Origin of the sequence: uncultured Zoogloea sp., from assembly GCF_937894855.1 — a bacterium.
In the GTDB taxonomy this organism is placed as follows: Bacteria; Pseudomonadota; Gammaproteobacteria; order Burkholderiales; family Rhodocyclaceae; genus Zoogloea; species Zoogloea oryzae.
The window spans coordinates 1-18,041 of record NZ_CALAYQ010000105.1 but is presented as its reverse complement, the minus strand read 5'-3'; the positions used below and the strand labels follow the sequence as shown (position 1 = coordinate 18,041).

Annotated in this window: 17 protein-coding genes; 4 read left to right on the top strand and 13 right to left on the bottom strand. The window is 67.9% G+C overall.

Features of this window, described 5'->3' with window-relative positions; translation table 11 throughout:
* Positions 1 to 2,291 (bottom strand): excinuclease ABC subunit UvrA (uvrA, locus tag Q0672_RS12855; protein ID WP_298622742.1); only part of this gene is annotated, 2,291 nt, incomplete at its 3' end.
* 90 nt (positions 2,292 to 2,381) lie between these two features.
* Between uvrA and Q0672_RS12850 the strand changes: the two genes are divergently transcribed.
* The 4 genes from Q0672_RS12850 (at position 2,382) to Q0672_RS12835 (ending at position 6,187) form a co-directional block, all read left to right on the top strand.
* Entirely contained in the window at positions 2,382 to 3,557 is a 1,176-nt protein-coding gene (locus tag Q0672_RS12850; protein ID WP_298622744.1) for an MFS transporter, read from the top strand.
* 31 nt (positions 3,558 to 3,588) lie between these two features.
* Positions 3,589 to 4,131, top strand: a complete 543-nt coding sequence (ssb, locus tag Q0672_RS12845; RefSeq protein WP_153161959.1) for a single-stranded DNA-binding protein — start codon at positions 3,589 to 3,591, stop codon at positions 4,129 to 4,131.
* 444 nt (positions 4,132 to 4,575) lie between these two features.
* The gene (locus Q0672_RS12840) at positions 4,576 to 5,199 is read left to right on the top strand and encodes a response regulator (RefSeq protein ID WP_153161960.1); all 624 of its coding nucleotides are present in this window, start codon (positions 4,576 to 4,578) and stop codon (positions 5,197 to 5,199) included.
* 415 nt (positions 5,200 to 5,614) lie between these two features.
* Positions 5,615 to 6,187 carry a hypothetical protein gene (locus tag Q0672_RS12835; RefSeq protein WP_153161961.1) on the top strand — a complete coding sequence of 191 codons (573 nt, stop codon included), beginning with the start codon at positions 5,615 to 5,617 and terminating at the stop codon, positions 6,185 to 6,187.
* Here Q0672_RS12835 and Q0672_RS12830 read toward each other — a convergent pair.
* From Q0672_RS12830 to nadA, 12 genes are all read right to left on the bottom strand, one after another.
* Complete coding sequence (locus Q0672_RS12830; RefSeq protein WP_298622737.1) at positions 6,177 to 6,662, bottom strand: hydrogenase maturation protease; 486 nt, start codon at positions 6,660 to 6,662, stop codon at positions 6,177 to 6,179. The two genes, Q0672_RS12835 and Q0672_RS12830, sit on opposite strands and share 11 nt — an antisense overlap.
* An 8-nt stretch (positions 6,663 to 6,670) precedes the next feature.
* Positions 6,671 to 8,137 carry a Ni/Fe hydrogenase subunit alpha gene (locus Q0672_RS12825; protein ID WP_298622735.1) on the bottom strand — a complete coding sequence of 489 codons (1,467 nt, stop codon included), beginning with the start codon at positions 8,135 to 8,137 and terminating at the stop codon, positions 6,671 to 6,673.
* A gap of 137 nt (positions 8,138 to 8,274) precedes the next feature.
* Complete coding sequence (locus Q0672_RS12820) at positions 8,275 to 8,820, bottom strand: NADP oxidoreductase (protein ID WP_284187476.1); 546 nt, start codon at positions 8,818 to 8,820, stop codon at positions 8,275 to 8,277.
* Positions 8,821 to 8,974: 154 nt separating this feature from the next.
* On the bottom strand, positions 8,975 to 9,676 hold the full coding sequence (locus Q0672_RS12815) for a 2Fe-2S iron-sulfur cluster-binding protein (RefSeq protein ID WP_298622730.1): 702 nt from the start codon (positions 9,674 to 9,676) through the stop codon (positions 8,975 to 8,977).
* Positions 9,673 to 11,484 (bottom strand): NAD(P)H-dependent oxidoreductase subunit E, encoded by a 1,812-nt coding sequence (locus Q0672_RS12810; protein WP_298622728.1) that lies wholly within the window; start codon positions 11,482 to 11,484, stop codon positions 9,673 to 9,675. The genes Q0672_RS12815 and Q0672_RS12810 overlap by 4 nt, the downstream gene beginning before the upstream one ends.
* Before the next feature lie 83 nt (positions 11,485 to 11,567).
* The gene (locus Q0672_RS12805) at positions 11,568 to 12,788 is read right to left on the bottom strand and encodes an MFS transporter (RefSeq protein WP_298622725.1); all 1,221 of its coding nucleotides are present in this window, start codon (positions 12,786 to 12,788) and stop codon (positions 11,568 to 11,570) included.
* Positions 12,789 to 12,794: 6 nt separating this feature from the next.
* The gene (locus Q0672_RS12800) at positions 12,795 to 13,946 is read right to left on the bottom strand and encodes a MalY/PatB family protein (protein ID WP_298622723.1); all 1,152 of its coding nucleotides are present in this window, start codon (positions 13,944 to 13,946) and stop codon (positions 12,795 to 12,797) included.
* A gap of 94 nt (positions 13,947 to 14,040) precedes the next feature.
* Positions 14,041 to 14,973, bottom strand: a complete 933-nt coding sequence (gene cysK, locus Q0672_RS12795) for a cysteine synthase A (protein WP_298622721.1) — start codon at positions 14,971 to 14,973, stop codon at positions 14,041 to 14,043.
* A 109-nt stretch (positions 14,974 to 15,082) separates the two neighbouring features.
* Positions 15,083 to 15,568 (bottom strand): D-glycero-beta-D-manno-heptose 1-phosphate adenylyltransferase, encoded by a 486-nt coding sequence (gene rfaE2 / locus Q0672_RS12790; protein ID WP_298622719.1) that lies wholly within the window; start codon positions 15,566 to 15,568, stop codon positions 15,083 to 15,085.
* A 79-nt stretch (positions 15,569 to 15,647) separates the two neighbouring features.
* Positions 15,648 to 16,814: a cardiolipin synthase ClsB gene (gene clsB / locus Q0672_RS12785; RefSeq protein WP_298622717.1), complete on the bottom strand. Its 1,167-nt coding sequence runs from the start codon at positions 16,812 to 16,814 to the stop codon at positions 15,648 to 15,650.
* The gene (locus tag Q0672_RS12780) at positions 16,811 to 17,560 is read right to left on the bottom strand and encodes an endonuclease/exonuclease/phosphatase family protein (protein WP_298622715.1); all 750 of its coding nucleotides are present in this window, start codon (positions 17,558 to 17,560) and stop codon (positions 16,811 to 16,813) included. Before Q0672_RS12780 ends, clsB begins: the two co-directional genes overlap by 4 nt.
* A 113-nt stretch (positions 17,561 to 17,673) precedes the next feature.
* On the bottom strand, positions 17,674 to 18,041 hold a 368-nt coding region (nadA, locus tag Q0672_RS12775), incomplete at its 5' end, for a quinolinate synthase NadA (protein ID WP_298622713.1).

Here is an 18,041-nt window from a genome sequence, read left to right as displayed (position 1 = left end):
CAGATGTCGCAGGGCACGTACATGTCGGGCAGGAAGTGCATCTCGACCTTGATCATGCCGTCGCCCTGGCAGGCCTCGCAGCGGCCGCCCTTGACGTTGAAGCTGAAGCGCCCCGGGCCGTAGCCGCGGGCCTTGGCCTCGGGCACGCCGGAGAACAGGTCGCGGATCGGGGTGAGCAGGCCGGTGTAGGTGGCCGGGTTGGAGCGGGGCGTGCGGCCGATGGGGCTCTGGTCGACGTTGATGATCTTGTCGAAGTGGTCGAGCCCCTCGATGCCCGCGCAGGGGGCCGCCTCGACGTTGCTGCCGTTGAGGTGGCGCGCCACGTGGGCGTAGAGGGTGTCGTTGATGAGGGTGCTCTTGCCCGAGCCGGACACGCCGGTGACGCAGGTGAACAGCCCCACCGGGATCTCGACGCCGACCGACTTGAGGTTGTTGCCGGTGGCGCCTTCGATGCGCAGCACGCGCTCCGGGTCGGCCGGGTGGCGGCTGGCCGGCACGGCGATGGAGCGGGTGCCGGAAAGGTAGGCGCCGGTGAGGGAATCCGGGTGGGCGGCCACGTCTTCGGGCTTGCCTTCGGCGATCACCTGGCCGCCGTGCACGCCGGCGCCGGGGCCCATGTCGACCACGTAGTCGGCCATCCGGATGGCGTCCTCGTCGTGTTCGACGACGATCACGGTGTTGCCCATGTCGCGCAGGCGGCGCAGGGTTTCGAGTAGGCGGTCGTTGTCGCGCTGGTGCAGGCCGATGGAGGGCTCGTCGAGCACGTACATCACGCCGGTGAGGCCGGAGCCGATCTGGCTGGCGAGGCGGATGCGCTGGGCTTCGCCGCCCGAGAGGGTGTCGGCGGAGCGGTCCAGCGAGAGGTAATCCAGCCCCACGTTGATGAGGAACTGCAGCCGGCTGGAGATCTCGCTGACGATCTTTTCCGCCACCTGGGCACGCTGGCCGGTCATGTTGAGGCCGTCGAAGAAGGCCTTGCAGTGGGCCAGCGGCAGGCGGCTGACCTCCGACAGGTTGCGATCGCCGATCAGCACGAAGCGCGCCTCGGTGCGCAGGCGGGTGCCGTGGCAGCTGGGGCACGGGCAGTTGGCCCGGTACTTGGCGAGCTCCTCGCGCACGGCGAGGGAGTCGGTCTCGCGGTAGCGGCGCTCGAGGTTGGGGATGATGCCTTCAAAGGCGTGCTCCTTGAGCACCGCCTTGCCGCCGTCGGCGAGATAGCGGAAGGCGATCTTGTCGCGGCCCGAGCCGTGCAGCACCACATGGCGGATCTGCGCCGGCAGCGCCTCGAAGGGCGTGTCGATGTCGAAGCTGTAGTGGTCGGCGAGGCTGGCGAGCAGCTGGAAGTAGAACTGGTTGCGCCGGTCCCAGCCGCGGATGGCGCCGGAGGCCAGCGACAGATCCGGGTGGATCACGACGCGATCCGGATCGAAGAACTCCACCTGCCCGAGGCCGTCGCAGCGGGGGCAGGCGCCCATCGGGTTGTTGAAGGAGAACAGCCGCGGTTCGAGCTCGGCCAGCGCGAAGCTGCACACCGGACAGGCAAACTTGGCGGAGAACAGGTGCTCGGTGCCGGTGTCCATCTCGACGGCGATGGCGCGGCCTTCGGCGTGGGTGAGGGCGGTCTCGAAGGATTCGGCGATGCGCCCGCGCAGATCCTGGCGCACCTTGAGGCGGTCGACGACCACTTCCACGTTGTGGCGGCGGTTCTTGTCGAGTGCCGGCATGGCGTCGATCTCGTGCACCACGCCATCCACGCGCACCCGCACGAAACCCTGGGCGCGCAGCTCGGAGAACAGATCGGCCTGCTCGCCCTTGCGGCCGGAGATCACTGGCGCGACGATCATCAGCTTGGTTTCTTCGGGCAGGGCCAGCACCGCGTCGACCATCTGGGAGACGCTCTGGGCTTCCAGCGCGTGCTCGGGGTGATCCGGGCAGTGGGGCGTGCCGGCGCGAGCGTAGAGCAGGCGCAGGTAGTCGTGGATCTCGGTGACGGTGCCGACGGTGGAGCGCGGGTTGTGGCTGGTGGCCTTCTGCTCGATGGAGATCGCCGGCGAGAGGCCTTCGATCAGATCGACATCGGGCTTTTCCATCAGCTGCAGGAACTGCCGCGCGTAGGCCGACAGGGATTCCACGTAGCGGCGCTGGCCCTCGGCGTAGAGGGTGTCGAAGGCCAGGGAGCTCTTGCCCGACCCGGACAGGCCGGTGATCACCGTGAGCCGGTTGCGCGGAATGTCGAGGGCGATGTTCTTGAGGTTGTGGGTGCGGGCACCGCGGATTCGGATGGCGTCCATGGGGCGTTCGGGGTTTGGGCAACCTGTTAATATACGCCTCTTGCCCCTCCCCACGCAGCACGTTTCATGGCTTCCTCTGACAACGACACGATGAGCCCGGCCGAACGCCGCGCTGGCCTTTCGCTGGCCGCGATCTTCGCGCTGCGCATGCTCGGCCTGTTCCTGATCCTGCCGGTGTTTGCGGTCCACGCCCACGGCATGCCCGGCGGCGACAACACCGCACTGGTCGGCATGGCCATCGGCGCCTACGGCCTCACCCAGGCCTTCCTGCAGATTCCCTTCGGCGCCGCTTCCGACCGTTTCGGCCGCAAGCCGGTGATCGTCGTCGGGCTGCTGCTGTTCGTGATCGGCAGCGTGGTCGCGGCGATGGCCCAGGACGTGCAGACGGTGGTCATCGGCCGCGTGCTGCAGGGCGCCGGCGCCATCTCGGCGGCGGTCACCGCGCTGGCGGCCGACCTCACCCGCGACCAGCACCGCACCAAGGTGATGGCGATGATCGGATCGTCGATCGGGCTGGTGTTCGCGGTGTCGATGGTGGCCGCGCCGCTCCTCTACGCCGTGATCGGCATGAGCGGGCTGTTCTGGCTCACCGCCGCGCTGGCCGTGGCGGCGGTCTTCACCATCCTCTTCATCGTGCCCGCCGCGCCGCCGGTGCCGCGGGCCGTGGGGCGCTTCAGCGAAGTGCTCGCCAATGGCCAGCTGATGCGCCTCAACTTCGGCGTGTTCGCCCTGCACCTGATGCAGACCGCCATGTGGGTGCTGGTGCCGGCCGGGCTGGTGGCCGCCGGGCTGCCCATCGCCGAGCACTGGAAGGTCTATCTGCCGGCGGTGCTGCTGTCCTTCGTGGTGATGGTGCCGGCGATCATCGTGGCCGAGAAGCGCGGCAAGATGAAACCGATTTTCAACGCCGCGATCGGCCTGCTGCTGGTGGTCCAGATCGGGCTCTACGTGGAAGGCAGCGCCGGGATGTGGCCGCTGGCGATCCTGCTGACGCTGTTCTTCGTGGCATTCAATGTGCTGGAAGCCACCCAGCCGTCGTGGATTTCCAAGATCGCCCCGGCCCACGCCAAGGGCACGGCGCTGGGGGTGTACAACACGCTGCAGTCCGTCGGGCTGTTCGTCGGCGGCGCCCTGGGCGGCTGGCTGGCCCAGCACGTGGGCCCCGGCGCGGTGTCGCTGCTGGGCTGCGGGCTGGCCGTGGCGTGGCTGATCCTCGCCAGCGGCATGGCGCCGCCGCCGGCCCGTCGCGTGGCCGCCGCGGCCTGACCGCCCCAACCGAATTTTTCAGGAGAGACATATGGCTTCGGTCAACAAGGTGATTCTTATCGGCAACCTGGGCAAGGATCCCGAAACCCGCTACGCCCCGAGTGGCGACGCGATCTGCAACATCACGCTGGCCACCACCGACAACTGGCGCGACAAGGCCACCGGCGAGAAGCGCGAGGCCACCGAATGGCATCGCGTGGTGTTCTTCGGCAAGCTCGCCGAGATCGCCGGCCAGTACCTGCGCAAGGGGAGCCAGGTGTACGTGGAAGGCTCGCTGCGCACCCGCAAGTGGCAGGACAAGGACGGCCAGGATCGTTACACCACCGAGATCCGCGCCGACGAGATGAAGATGCTCGGCAGCCGTCAGGGCATGGGCGGCGGCGACGCACCGGCCCGCAATGAAGGCAGCTACGGCGGCGGTGGTGGTGGCAGCCGCGATGCGGGTGGTTATGGCGGTGGCGGCGGTGGTGGTGGTTACGGTGGCGGGGCGCCCGCGCCGAGCGCACCCCCGGCCCCGAAGAAGCCGGCTGGCGGTGGTGGATTCGGCGATTTCGACGACGACATTCCGTTCTGATCCGGCGCCTGCCGGTCATGTTTTCCCCACAGCGTGGCATCACCTGCCACGCTGTTCTGTTTTTTGGCGTCTGTGTTCACGCCCTGCCGGCGCCTAGCGGTCATGCGGTTCTTGCCGTGTCGCCGGGCCAAGCTGCTACACTTTAGTTATAGATCAACCGCCGCCGGCCAGTTCCGCCTGTAGCGGGAGGCATTAGGTTTTATTGTTTTGTCCGGTGAACAATCTGGCTTGTAAAAGAGATTTTGTTTGCTATTGTTGTTCAATCCGGGGTGGTGATTTAGTGTAATTACTGATTTTGATAAAGAAGGGTGTTTGATTACACTCTTCGGGTCTCGTCAGCAGTCTGCCAGAATCGTTCCCCTGGGGTCGGATCCGGTAGCGAGCCCCGAATGACAAAACCGTTACCATCCCTTGAATCGTTTGTTCTTTTCTCCCGATTGACTCATGGCCGTCACGCCCGAAACGCCTGAAAAGGAATATTGCAGTACTTCCGAAGCCGCCCAGCGTCTTGGATTGTCTTTGGGTACCGTCCAGCAGATGGTCGAAAACGGCCAGCTGGAGGGTTGGAAGACGGCTGGCGGGCATCGGCGCATCCGTGTCAGCTCGATCGAGGAGTTCCGCGCCCGTTCGATGGCCGGCAGCCCTCAGAGCCAGCCACGCCCGGCGGCCAACAGCCTTCAGGTGCTGGTGGCCGAGGATGACCGCATCCTGCAGAAGCTCTACGAGCACACCCTGTCGTCATGGGGCCTGCCGCTGCAGATCCGCCTGGTGTCCAGCGGTATCGATGGTCTGCTGGAGATTGGCCGCGTGCCGCCCGATCTGCTCATCACCGACTTGCGCATGCCCGGCATCGACGGTTTTGAGATGATCCGCCGCCTGCGCGCCGACCCCCAGCTCCAGGAGCTCGACATCGTGGTGGTCAGCGGCCTCACCGAGGACGAGATCCTCGAGAACGGCGGCCTGCCCCCGGACGTCATCTTCTACAGCAAGCCCGTGCCTTTCCGCGAGCTGAAGGGCTATGTCCAGGCCAAGATCATGGCCATGCAGCGCCGCGGTCGAGCGGCCTGATCGTCCTGTCTTCCAGACGGCCGGCTTTTGCCGGCCGTTTTCTTTTGGGCGCTTGTCATGGCCCGTCTGTCATTGCCCTCCACCCCTTCTCCGGCGCTCCGCGGATGCCGCTCGCCGAAAATGTCGACTCAGTCCGTGACATTTTCCCGATCCGTTAGCGTCCGGTGCGTAATAACGCACGTCAAAATATTCATCTGATTTATAAAATTTCGTTAAATCGCACGTCGCCGTGGATAAGTTCTCCAGGCGCATATCGTGATCAATGTGAAATTTATCGACATATAACGATTGCGTGTGAATTTATAAAAACTGCATTGGTTTTTATAAAAATGAAGTTTTGTGAGCCGGGTGCGCGGCAGGCGGTTTCTGTCCGGATCGGCTCTTCATCCGATGTGCCCCAAAAGCAGGTGAGAGAATGTTGCGCAGTGAACAGATCCGTTGGTCCATGCCAGACAGCCTGTGTTCCGTTCCGGATGAGGGCGGAAAATGGGGCGCGAGCGATCCGGTTACGGAGGCCGCGATCACCGGTGCCGCGTTGGTGCGGCATCTGGAGGATTTCCGTTTTGCCAGCCTGCGGGCGCTGCGTCAGCTGCATCGGGCGCTGGGCGCCGATCGGGTTGCCATCGGCCTCATTGCGGCGGATGGCCACAGCATCCACGAGGAGCTCGCGTGGGCGGGTGGCTTTGGCCGCTGTGGCGAGTCCGAGCGGGTGATCTCGTGCGAGGCCTTCGCGGCGGAGATGAGCGCCTGGTTGGCGACCCGCAGCTGCATGCTGGAGGTGGAGATCGATGCGCTGGCGCCGGTGTGGCACGAACTGTCCTGTGACCACCTGATGCTGGTGCGTGGCGGGCGCGTGGTCGAAGGCCGCGGGCAGGTGGCGCTGGTGGTGCAGATGCGTAACCCGGCGCGGCTGGCGGACGGCGCCGATCACGCCATGGCGCTGCTGCTGGACGAGTACGGCCGTCGCCGTCAGGCGGTCAGGGCGTAAGCGCCAGATCCCCGGCCAGCTGGCGCCAGTGCGCTGGCGTCGGGTTGGCGAGGCAGTTGGCGAGCCATTGCCGGGCTGCCGTCAGATTGTGTTCGGCCGCCTCGCTGAGGGGCGCGCCGAGTTCGAAGGATTCCCCTCTCACGCACAGCACGAAGGCCGGTGGTGGCGGCGTCTGCCGCACGTCCCGGAAGACCTGCAGCACGGCGGCAGGGTCTAGGGCGTGGCTGCTCACCGCACGGCTGGCGCGGGGCTGGATCTCCGCAAAGGTGAAGGGCGCCGGTGTGCCGGTGCCCGCGTCGATGAAGAGCGCCAGCGCGGCGCCGTCCAGATCGAGGGCGTGCTCGACCTGCAGCTGAAAATCCTCCACCAGCCGCACGCCGGGCCGGGCCACGGCTTCGAGTTCCGCCATCAGCCGCGGGCCGAGGGCGTCGTCGCCCCGCGACGGGTTGCCGACCCCGAACACCACCACGTTCATCTCCAGCCTCAGCTGCCGCTCAGGGCGCGATCCACCAGGCTGCCATCCGCACCTACCAGTTCGACCGCCAGGGGCATCTTGCCGAGCGCGTGGGTGGCGCACGACAGGCACGGGTCGAAGGCGCGGATGGCGACTTCGATGTGGTTCAGCAACCCTTCGGTGAGCTGGCGGCCGTCGAGATAGCGGCGGGCCACCTGACGCACCGCTTCGTTCATGGCCTGGTTGTTGTGGGTGGTGGAGACGATGAGGTTGCAGTAGCTCACCAGATCGTCGTCGTCCACCCGGTAGTGGTGGATCAGCGTGCCGCGGGGCGCCTCGATGATGCCGACGCCTTCGCGGCTGCGGGGGCCTTCGGCCATGCGCTCGCCGGCGAGGATGTCCGGGTCGTCGAGCAGATCGCGGATCACCTCGGCGGCGTGGAGCATCTCGATCATCCGCGCCCAGTGGTAGGCCAGGGGGGCGTGGATGGGCTCGCCCTCGCCGTGCTCGATGAAGGCCTGGCGCTCGGTTTCGGCCAGCGGGCTGGGGATGAAGTCGCAGTTCTGCACCCGCGCCAGCGGGCCGACCTTGTACCAGCCCTTGGCGGGGCCGAGGGCCTCGACGTACGGGAACTTCATGTAGCTCCAGCTCTTCACCTCTTCGCGCAGATGCACGTCGTAGTCAGCGCAGGGCAAGCCGTCCTTCACGATGAGGCCGCGGGCGTCGCGCAGGCGCAGCACGCCGTCGTAGAGGTCGAGGGCGCCATCGGCCCGCACGAGGCTCAGCATGTGGCTGCGGAACAGCCCGAACTCGTCGTACAGCGCGCCGTTGGTCTCGTGGAGCTTGCGGGCGAGATGCACTGCGTCGCGGCTCCAGGCGATCATCTGGTCGGCGTCGGCGCGCAGCAGGTTGCGGTCTTCGCGGCTCACCAGCTTGTTCACCCCGCCGGGGATCGCGCCGGTGCCGTGCACCCGCTTGCCGGCGGTGATGCGGATCACCTCCTGACCGAACTTGCGCAGCAGCACGCCCTGGCGCGCCACCTCGGGGTAGGCCGACGCCACGCCGACGATGTTGCGCTGCTGCACCGGCGATTCAAACCCGAACAACAGGTCTGGCGACGACAGGTGGAAGAAGTGCAGGGCGTGGGATTGCAGGATCTGGCCGTAGTGCATCAGGCGGCGGATATTCTCGGCGCTGGCGGTGATGGGCACCGCGCCGACCACCGGGTCGAGCGCCTTGGCTGCGGCCAGGTGGTGGCTCACCGGGCAGATGCCGCACAGGCGTTGCACCATCACCGGCACTTCCCAGTACGGCCGGCCCTGGATGAATTTCTCGAAGCCGCGAAACTCCACGATGTGCAGCCGCGCTTCCTTCACGTGGCCCGCGTCGTCGAGGAGCAGAGTGACCTTGCCGTGGCCTTCGACCCGTGAAACGGGATCAATGGCAACCCGGCGGAGGTTTTCGCGGTTGGCGGCGGTTTCCAGTTCGAAGCCCATGGGTGCTCCTTTGGAGCAGTGAGGAGTAAGGCGTGAGGAGTGAGGAGGACTTCTTGAGCCTTGTGCGCTGGCGATCGTCAGCGCAAAGCGTTCGAGCGCGGCCTCCTCACTTCTTGCTCATGTCTCCTCGCCGCCCCTCAATCGTAATGCAGCAACCCACCCGTCAGCCGCGGGGTGCGACCGGCGATCAGGTCGGTGAGGAATTTCCAGATCGCCGGGCCCGAGGGCGGGCAGCCTGGGATGAAGTAATCGACGCGCACCACCTCGTGGATCGGCCGCACCTTGTCAAGGGGCAGCGGCAACTCCGGGTCGTTGGGGATCTGGCCGTTCTCGACGCCGGGGCGGAACTGATAGACCTCGCGCAGGCATTCGGACAGCGACAGGTGGTTGCGCTGGGCCGGCAGGCCGCCGGTGACGGCGCAGGCGCCCAGGGCGATCAGCGTCTTGCAGTTGCGGCGAAACTCGCGCAGCACGTGCACGTTCTCGGAGTTGCACACGCCGCCTTCGATCAGGCCGATGTCGCAGGGGCCCACGTCCTTGATGTCGGTGAGGGGCGAGCGGTCGAATTCGATGAGCTCCACCAGCTCGAACAGGTGCTCGTCGATGTCGAGGAAGGACATGTGGCAGCCAAAGCAGCCGGCCAGCGAGGTGGTGGCGACGCGCAGCTTGCGGGGGGCGTTCATGGAGCGGCCCTCCGGTCACTGCGTGACGGAGGCTTGGCTCTGCACTGCCAAGCCTTTCCGCAGGTGCGGTGCGGTGCACCGCGAAACCCCTGCTTTACCCTCCCCGAAGAAGGGTTCGCGCCCACTTCGGGCGGCCTGGCGTGGACGCTCATGTTCATGACTCCTCCTTCAGCGTTCTGGCGCTGATCGTGCTGGTGTCGAAGCTGCGTTCGCCGATGGGCACTGCAAAGCCGGTGCGCTTGGGCAGGATCACGCCCACCGGGCAGATGTTCGCGGCGCGGTCGTCCTTGGTGAAGTCGGTGTCGGCCAGGCGGCCGGATTCGGCATTGACCACCAGATGCTTGTCGATGCCGCGGCCGGTGAGGGCGAACACCGACTTGCCGTCGATATCGCGGCTGGCGCGCACGCACAGCTCGCAGAAGATGCAGCGGTTGAAATCCAGCAGTACGTCCGGGTGCGAGGCGTCCACCGGGCGGTCCGGGAAGAAGTGCCGGAAGCGCGGGGTGAGCATCTCGTACTCGTAGCCCAGCGCCTGCAGCTCGCAGTTGCCGCTCATCTCGCAGGACGGGCAGAAGTGGTTGCCCTCGACGAACAGCATCTGCAGGATGCCGCGGCGCTCGCCGTTCATCTCGGGGGTGTTGCTCTCCACCTCGGCGCCATCTTTGGCGGGCGTGGCACAGGCCGAGACGTGCCGGCCGGCGCTCTTCACCACGCACAGCTTGCAGCTGCCGTGGGGCGGAAAATCCTTGTGCCAGCACAGGCTGGGGATGTAATGGCCGGCGGCCCGGGCGGCTTCGAGGATGGTCTGGCCGTCTTCAAACGGCACGGGCTGGCCGTCGAGGAGAAACTGTTTCATCGCGCATCCTCCTCATGGGTCTTCAGGTGGGCGCCGGGGTCGTCGCGGGCGGTGAGCTGGCGGGCTTCGGCCAGTGCGGCGTCGAGATCGAAGGCGGGCTCGAAATCCAGCGACACCAGCCGCCGCTCGTAGGCCGGGCGGAACTTCTGCAGGGTGTCGATCACCGGGTTCGGCGCCGCGCTGCCGAGGCCGCAGTGGCTGGCGTTCTTGAGCAGGCGGTCGAGCCATTCGATGTCGTTGAGATCGGCCCGGGCGCCGTGGCCGTCGGCCAGCTTGTCCATGAAGCCCTTGAGCAGCGCGGTGCCGACCCGGCACGGGGTGCAGAAGCCGCAGCTCTCGTGGGCGAAGAAATGCACGAAGGCGCGGGCCACGTCGAAGAGGTCGCGGCTGCCGTCGAAGATCATGAAGGCGCCGGCGGTGGGCACGTCTTCGTAGGCGATGTGGCGGTGGAACTCGTAGTTGGCGAGGCAGATGCCCGCCGCGCCGCCCACCTGCACGGCCTGGGTGTCGCTGGCGCCGCAGTCTTCGAGGATGCGGGTGATGGGCACGCCGAAGGGATATTCGTAGATGCCCGGCGCGGCGCAGTCGCCGGAGATGGACAGCAGCTTGGTGCCGGTGGATTGGGCGGTGCCTGTGTCGGCGAAGGCTTCGCCGCCGTAAAGGGCGATGAGGCAGGTCTTGGCGTGGGTCTCGACGTTGTTCACCGCCGTCGGCCGGCCGAGGTAGCCCTTCACCACCGGGAAGGGCGGGCGGATGCGCGGGGTGCCGCGCTTGCCCTCGAGGGATTCGATGAGCGCGGATTCCTCGCCGCACACGTAGGCGCCGGCGCCCAGGTGGATCTGGATGTCGAAGTCGAAGCCCGGCGTGCCGAGGATGGCGGTGCCGAGCAGCCCGGCCTCGCGGCGGCGGGCCAGCACGGCTTCGAGCTGCGGGCGCAGGTAGCGGTACTCGCCGCGCAGGTACAGGAAGCCTTCGCTTGCGCCGATGGCCCAGGCGGCGAGGGTCATGCCCTCGAAGACCAGATCGGCATAGCTGTTGAGGAGCACGCGATCCTTGAAGGTGCCGGGCTCGCCTTCGTCGGCGTTGCAGACGATGACCTTGTCGGCGCCCGGCGCGTTGCGGGCGCTCTCCCACTTCACTGCGGTGGCAAACCCGGCGCCGCCCCGGCCGCGCAGGCGCGAGGCGCGCATCTCCCCCAGCCAGCCGTCGCGGCCGCGGGCGATGGCGGCACGCAGGGCGTCGCCCAGTGGCATCTGGAGATTCAGCAGGGCGTCCTTGCGGCGGATGTTGTCGTCCACCCGGAAGTACTCCGCCGGCCACAGATCAAGCGGACGTTGCTGGCGGATGAGTTCGGCGATCTCGTTGATGCGCTGGTGGCTCAGCTGCCCGATGGCGAGCCCATTGACGAGGATCGCCGGCCCCTGGTCGCACAGGCCGGTGCAGGAGGTGGTGGCCACGCTCACCAGGCCGTCTTCCGACAGCTTGCCGGGCTCGACCCACAGCTTGCGGCACAGGGCGTCCATCAGCCCGTCGTTGCCGAGCATGCGGTCGGTGATGTTGTCGGAGAACAGCACCCGGTAGCGACCGACCGGCCGGGTGTACAGGAAGCTGTAGAAGCCGGCGACGCCTTCGACCCGGGCGCGGGGGATGCCGAGGGCGGCGGCGATGTGGGTGAGGGTCGGGGCCGGCAGCCAGCCGGTCAGATCCTGGGCGTCGATGAGGATCTGCAGCAGGCGGGTCGGGTTGTGCTGGTGTCGCTGCAGTACGCCGTCAAGGTCGGCCGGCGCGGCGAGGGGAGTGGTGGGCACGGACGTCTCCTGCGGGAGTCACGTCACGAGTATGCGCCCGGATGGCCTGGCTGATTTGAGTTATATCAGAAAATGCTGTTGGATCAGGTGTTTACGCTGCGCCGCAACAATTTTAGCTGGGGGAAGACGCGGGGGCTCGCCGCGGCCACCAGCAGGGTGACGAGGCCGCCGCCGACCACCGCCGCCACCGGCCCGGCCAGCGCTGCCAGGAGACCGGATTCGAGGGCGCCCAGCTCGTTCGACGAGCTGATGAAGACGCGATTGACCGCGCCGACCCGGCCGCGCAGGGCATCCGGCGTGGCCTGCTGGATCACCGTCTGGCGGATCACCACGCTGATGCTGTCGAGCCCGCCCAGCAGCGCCAGCGCCACCAGCGACAGGGGGAAGGACGTGGACAGCCCGAAGACGACGGTCATCAGCCCGAAGCCGCCCACTGCGCCGAGGAACAGCCGGGCGTCCAGCGCCACGCCGAAGCGGGCGATCAGCAGCCCGGCGGTGGCGGCGCCCACAGCAGGCGCGGTGCTGAGGATGCCCAACCCGGCAGGGCCGACCTGCAGGATGTCCTTGGCGTAGATCGGCAGCAGGGCCACCGCGCCGCCGAACAACACGGCCACGAGGTCGACGCTCATCACCGCCAGCAGCAGGCGGGTGCGCCACACGTGGGTGAAGCCGGCCAGCACCTCGGCCAGCCGGCCGGCGCCAACAGTGGCGGGCTGCCCGCGGGAGCGCTGGCGGATCGCCAGCGTGGCGCCGAGGGCGACGAGGGACTGCGCACAGTTGGCGGCGTGGATCGGCAGGGCCGAATGGAAGGCCGCGAGCACCATGCCAGCCACCGCCGGGGCGGCCATCGAGGCCACCTGATGCAGCGACGACGCCAGCGCGATGGCGGGCGCGAGCTGGCCCGGAGGGACCAGCGCGGGCATCAGCGCATCCCGCGCGGGGCGGTTTACGATCTGGGCGCAGCCGGAGGCGACCAGCGCGGCGTAGGTCCAGCCCACGCTCAGGTGCAGCCCCGCGGCCAGCGCCAGCAGCAGCGTGGCGCTGGCAGTGAGGACGAGGCTGGCGACGATCACCCGGCGCCGCTCGAAGCGGTCGGCCACATGCCCGGCGGGCAGGAAGAAGATCAGGATCGGCAGGAACTGGGCGACGCCGACGAGGCCGAGGGCCATCGGCGAGCCGGTCTGCTCATACACCGACCAGCCCACCGCCACGCCCTGCCCGAAATGGACGATGGCGCCGATGACGCTGATCAGCAGGTAGAGCTTGAAATCTCGGGGCAGGCCCGGGCGCGGATGAGCGCTCACGGGGCGTCAGGCCACCGCGCGGGCGATGCGGGCCAGGCCTTCTTCAAGCCGACTCGGCGGGCAGCCGAAGTTGAGGCGTACGAAGCCCGGCAGGCCGAAATCCTTGCCGTCGGAGAGGCCGATGCCGTGGGCTTCGAAGTGGGCCGCGGCGTTGGCGATGCCCCGCGCCTGGAGGAAATCCCGGCAGTCGATCCACGCCAGGTAGGTGGCCTCGATGGGCGTAGTGGCGAGGCCGGGGAGGGCGTCGATCACCTCGACCACCCGCGCGGCGTTGGCCCGCAGGGTGTCGATGAGGGCTTCGCGCCAGGGGCCGCAATCCCGGTAGGCGGCCTCGGTGGCGGTGAGGCCGAGCACATTCACGTGGGGCACGATGCCGGCCATGGCGCGCTTGTAGCGGGCGCGGAGCGCGGCGTCGGGGATGATCGCGAAGGCGCAGTAGAGGGCCGGGATGTTCCAGGTCTTGGAGGGTGCCATCAGGGTGATGGTGCGCCGGGCGACGGCTTCGTCCAGCGCGGCGATGGGGATGTGGGGCGTGGCCGGATCGAGCACCAGGCCGCAGTGGATCTCGTCGGAGCAGATGACCAGATCGTGGCGTTCGGCAAGCTGGGCGATGCGGCCGAGTTCATCCCGGTCGAACACGCGGCCCACCGGGTTGTGCGGGTTGCACAGCATGAAGAGGCGCACGCCGTCGGCCACGGCGGCCTCGGTGCGGGACCAGTCCCATTCCCAGCGCGTGCCGTTCTGCACCAGCGGGGTGGTGACGAGGCGGCGATCGGAATGGGCCGGCGCGTGGAGGAAGGGCGGGTACACCGGCGTGGCGGTGAAGATGCCGTCGCCGGGCTGGCCGACGGCTCGCGCGGCGATGTTGAAGCCGGTGACGACACCCGGCAGCCATACCAGCCACTCGGGCTCGATGCGCCAGCCGTGGTCGCGGGCGATGCCTTCGATCACCGCATCCAGCACCGAGGGCCACGGGTCGGCGTAGCCGAACACGCCGTGGTCGAGGCGGGCGCGCAGGGCGTCGAGCACCGGCGGCGGGGCGGCGAAATCCATGTCGGCGACCCACATGGGGATCACGTCCCGGCCGGCGTAGCGGCGCCATTTGATGCTGTCGGAGCCGGCGCGGTCGGGGCCGGTGGAGAAGTCGAAGGGGCTCACGCGGGGTTCTGCCGGAGGATGAAAGGAGGCCAGTGTAAACGGCCCGCGGGGGCGGACGCGAACGCCAGCCCCCGCGGGTGGATGCGAGCGGCGCTCAGACTTCCAGGTGCTGGAACAGCACGGTGGAGAGATAGCGCTCGCCGAAGGACGGAATGATGACCACGATCAGCTTGCCGGCGTTCTCGGGGCGCTCGGCCACCTGCAGCGCGGCCCACACGGCGGCGCCCGAGGAGATGCCGACCAGCAGGCCTTCATCCTTAGCGAGACGGCGGGCGGTGTCGAGGGCCGCGTCGTTGGGCACCTGCACCACTTCGTCGTAGACGGTGGTGTTGAGGATGCCCGGCACGAAGCCGGCGCCGATGCCCTGGATCGGATGCGGGCCGCGCGCGCCACCCGACAGCACCGGGCTGGCGGCGGGCTCGACGGCCACGACCTTGACGCCGGGCTTCTTCGCCTTGAGGGTTTCGCCGACACCGGTGACGGTGCCGCCCGTGCCCACGCCAGCCACGAAGATGTCCACCTGACCATCGGTGTCGGCCCAGATTTCCTCGGCGGTGGTGGCCCGGTGGATGGCCGGGTTGGCGGGGTTGTCGAACTGTTGCGGGATGAAGTAGCGGCTGTCGGCGGCGGCGAGCTCCTCGGCCTTCTTGATCGCGCCGGGCATGCCTTCGGGGCCGGGGGCGAGGATCAGGTCGGCCCCGTAGGCCTTGAGCAGCAGCTTGCGCTCGCGGCTCATGGTTTCGGGCATCACGAAGGCGCACTTGTAGCCGCGGGCGGCACAGACCATCGCGAGGCCGATGCCGGTGTTGCCGGAGGTGGGTTCGAGCACGATGGTGTCGGGCTTGATCTTGCCGGCGGCTTCGGCGGCGTCGAGCATCGCCACGGCGATGCGGTCCTTCACGCTGTGGGCCGGGTTGAAGAACTCCAGCTTGAGGGCGACGGTGGCGCCGCTGGCGGGGGCCAGACGGTTCAGCTTGACCAGCGGGGTGTTGCCGACCAGCTCGGCGACGTTGTTGGCGATGCGCATTGTGGTTTTCCTTCCCGGTATGGCGTTCAATCACTAATTAATTCTAGTGTTACTTGATCCGGATCAATAGCTGAAATTGGAATAAGCAAAGCACGGGTTGCGGCGGCGATCAAAGCCGGCGGATCTTCTCGAGCAGCGACGTGGTGGAGCGCTGGTGCTCGAAGGGGATGGAATGCACGCTGCCGCCCCGGGCGAGGGTTTCGGGGGCGCCGACAATGCGATCGACCGGCCAGTCGCCGCCCTTGACCAGCACGTCGGGCTGGCATTCGAGGATGCGGGCGATGGGCGTGTCCTCGTCGAACCAGGTGACCAGATCGACGCAGCCCAGGGAGGCCATCACCGCCAGGCGGTCTTCGAGGGTGTTGATCGGGCGATCATCGCCCTTGCCCTGGCGACGCACCGAGGCGTCGCTGTTGAGGGCGACGACCATCGCGGCGCCCAGCGCCCGGGCCTGGCCCAGGTAGGTGACGTGGCCGCGATGCAGGATGTCGAAGCAGCCGTTGGTGAACACCAGCGGCCGCGGCAGGCTGGCGACGCGGGCGGCGAGCTGGTCGGGCGGGCAGATCTTGGATTCGAAGCTTGGTGCGGGATACATGGTCGGGCGTGGGAGGTCGGTAATGGGGAATGGGCGGGATTCTCCCACTTCCCACTCCCCATTTCCTATTCCCCGCCGTTCAGTGCCGTCCGCCGTAGCCGGCAAGGCCGATCATCAGCCGCACGAGGCCGTAGGCCACCCAGTTGATGAGCCGCTGCAGGCGCGGGCCGCGCTGCCAGTCGACGGCGGAGATCTCGCGGCTGCCGTCCTTCATCACCCGTCGGAGGCGATGGTGGAGATCGCCTGCAAAGGCGTCGTCGCGTACCACCACGTTGGCTTCCCGGGCCAGCAGCAGGCTGAAGGGATCGATGTTGGACGAGCCAACCGTGGCCCAGCGTTCGTCCACCACCGCCACCTTGGCGTGGAGGTGGCTCAGGTGGTATTCGAAGATGCGTACGCCGCCGGCGAGGAACTGCCCGTACAGCGCGCGGGTGGCCCGCTGCTGGAGCGGATGGTCGGTCCAGCCCTGGGTGATCAGGATGACGTTCACCCCGCGCCGGGCGGCGGTGAGCAAGGCCTGACGGAAGCGCCGGCCGGGCAGGAAGTAGGCGTTGGCGAGGATGATCTCCCGCCGGGCGGCGGCGATGGCGACCAGATAGGCGTCCTCGATGTCGTGACGGTGGCGGATGTTGTCGCGGATCAGGAAGCCGGCTTCAACCGTGCCGCAGGGCAGCGGGCAGGCCGGCGGGCTGCCGGTGAGGCGCGCCCGGCGGCGGAACGAGGCCCACGCGACGAGCTCCCACACCCGGCTGGCGGTGCGGTGGATGGGGCCGAGGAGCGGCCCTTCGACGCGCACCGAAAAATCCTGGCGCGGGGTGATGAGGCTCGGGTCGTCGTGGTTGTAGTCGCTGATGATGTTGATGCCACCCACGAAGGCGATCCGCCCGTCGATGACCGCCAGCTTGCGGTGCAGCCGGCGCAGGCGATGGCGCTGGAGCGAAAAGGCGGCCATCTCGCGGCGGTAGATCAGTACATTCACCCCGGCAGCGATCAGCTCGTCCATCAGCGCGGCGACGAACTCGCGCCCGCCGAAGCCATCCACCAGCAGGCGCACCGCCACGCCCCGGGCGGCGGCCCGGCGCAGGGCGGCGGCGATGCGGTGGCCGGTTTCGTCGTCGGCGAAGATGTAGGTCTCGAGGAAGATCTCGTGCCCGGCGCCGTCGATGGCGGCTTCCAGGGCGGGGAAAAACTCGGCGCCGTTCTCCAGCAGCGTGAGGGCGTTGCCGGGCAGCCAGTCGACGTTCATTGCGGCCGCAGCTGGGCGGTCAATGCCGCGTGGTCGGAGATGCGGCTCCAGGGCTGGCCGTAATGCACCTCGACCTTGTCCACCGCAAAGCCGCGCACGTAGATGCGGTCGAGGCGCAGCACCGGCAGGGTGCTCGGAAAGCTGCGGGCCGGCCGGCCGCGGATCGACGCGAAGGCTTCGGTGACGCCGAGCTGGCTGGTGAGGCAGTCGTCGGCATGGTTGCGCCAGTCGTTGAAATCGCCGGCGATGATGACCGGCGCGCCGTTCGGGGCGAGTTCGTCGAGGCGCCTGACCAGCGCTGCCATCTGGCGCCGCCGGCTGCCGGCGGTGAGGCCCAGGTGCACGCACACGCAGTGCACCGGGCTCGCCACGCCGTCCACCTGGATCTCGCAGTGGAGCAGGCCGCGGCTCTCGAAGCGGTGGTCCGAGACATCCTGGTTGGCCTGGGAGAGGATGGGGTGGCGGCTCAGGATGGCGTTGCCGTGGTGGCCGTGGTCGTAGATCGCGTTGCCGCCGTAGGCTGTTTGATGCCACATGTCGCGGGCGAGGAACTCGTGCTGCGGCAGGCCGGGCCAGTTGGCGTGCTGCTGGGCGTGGCGCAGGTGCATGCCCTGGACTTCCTGCAGGAAGACCACGTCGGCGCCCAGCAGGCGCAGCCGCTCACGCAGGTCGTGGATCGAGAGGCGCCGGTTGAACTGGGAAAAGCCTTTGTGGATGTTGTAGGTGCAGATGCGCAGGGTGCTCATCGAATCTCCCGTTTTTCTTCATTCTGCGCGTTCGGGGCGGCTTTGGCACGCCCGGCGCACCCGTGAAAACGGCGCCCGCAGGCGCCGTCTTGAGGGGCGGGGCAGGGCACGCGTCAGGAGACGGCGAGCATCCGCTCCAGGGCGACCTTGGCCAGCGCGGCTTCGTGTTCGGGCACGGTGATCCGGTTGACCACGTTGCCGTCTGCGAGGTTCTCGAGGGTCCAGGCCAGATGCTGCGGATCGATGCGTTGCATGGTCGAGCACATGCAGACGGTGGGCGCCATGAACTGGACGATCTTGCCCTCGTGCTTCACCTCTTCGGCGAGGCGATTGACGAGGTTGAGCTCGGTGCCCACCAGCCAGCGGGTGCCGGGAGCGGATTCCTTGACCACCTTGATGATGTATTCGGTGGAGCCGACGAAATCCGACTGGCGGCACACTTCCAGCGCGCTCTCCGGGTGGGAGATGACCTTGCCTTCCG